Below are 425 nucleotides of genomic sequence, written 5' to 3' on the forward strand. Positions count from 1 at the left end.
GTCGAACCCGGCGAAACCGCGCCCCAGGCAGCGGTACGGGAAGTTGCGGAGGAATCCGGCGTTGTCGTCGGCGTGGCCCAACTGACCCAGCTGGGGCGGATCCGTTGGCGGTTCCCAGCCCAGCCGGCCGCCGACATGGACGCAGCGATCTTCACCGCCGTCGAGTGGACCGGAACTCCGCAGCCCACCGCCGAGGTGGACCCCGCCTGGTATCCCGTCGATGACCTGCCGTGGGATGGCATGTGGGACGACGCACGGCACTGGCTGGGGTCGGTGATCGCCGGCGAACAACTGGACGTGCTCGTCACCCTCAACCCGGACAACAAGACGGTCCGCAGCGCAATCTTCGCCTAGACAGTACGGATCGAGTCAACCCAGAACTGGTCGGGCCAACCCATAAGGGTCGAGTCAACGGAAATGACGGG

Annotated in this window: 1 protein-coding gene; it reads left to right on the plus strand. The window is 66.4% G+C overall.

From position 1 onward, the window contains the following. On the plus strand, positions 1–354 hold a 354-nt coding region (locus K728_RS0108800), incomplete at its 5' end, for an NUDIX domain-containing protein (RefSeq protein ID WP_024476469.1). Positions 355–425: the final 71 nt, after the last annotated feature.

Origin of the sequence: Arthrobacter sp. CAL618 (assembly GCF_000468215.1) — a bacterium.
GTDB lineage: Bacteria > Actinomycetota > Actinomycetes > Actinomycetales > Micrococcaceae > Arthrobacter_D.